The sequence below is a fragment of the Rhizobium ecuadorense genome, assembly GCF_001187535.1.
GTDB classification, from domain to species: domain Bacteria; phylum Pseudomonadota; class Alphaproteobacteria; order Rhizobiales; family Rhizobiaceae; genus Rhizobium; species Rhizobium ecuadorense.
This window is the reverse complement of record NZ_LFIO01000323.1, coordinates 1-271: the sequence shown is the minus strand read 5'-3', so window position 1 is coordinate 271 and position 271 is coordinate 1. Positions and strand designations below refer to the sequence as shown.

Below are 271 nucleotides of genomic sequence, written 5' to 3'. Positions count from 1 at the left end.
GGTGGCCGAGATGGTCATCGAGAAAGCCAAGCGTCTTGTCGAACACGGACGCGACGTTGTCATCCTGCTCGATTCGATCACGCGCCTGGGCCGTGCCTATAACACCGTCGTTCCCTCGTCAGGCAAGGTCCTGACCGGCGGTGTGGACGCCAACGCTCTGCAGCGGCCGAAGCGTTTCTTCGGCGCGGCGCGTAATATCGAAGAAGGCGGCTCTTTGACGATCATCGCGACCGCGCTGATCGATACTGGTAGCCGCATGGACGAAGTGATC

The 271-nt window shown here is 60.9% G+C and carries 1 pseudogene; it reads left to right on the top strand.

Annotation, left to right across the window (positions count from 1 at the left end):
• Positions 1-271 (top strand): annotated as a pseudogene (locus AF337_RS07095) (transcription termination factor Rho); the annotation flags it as partial.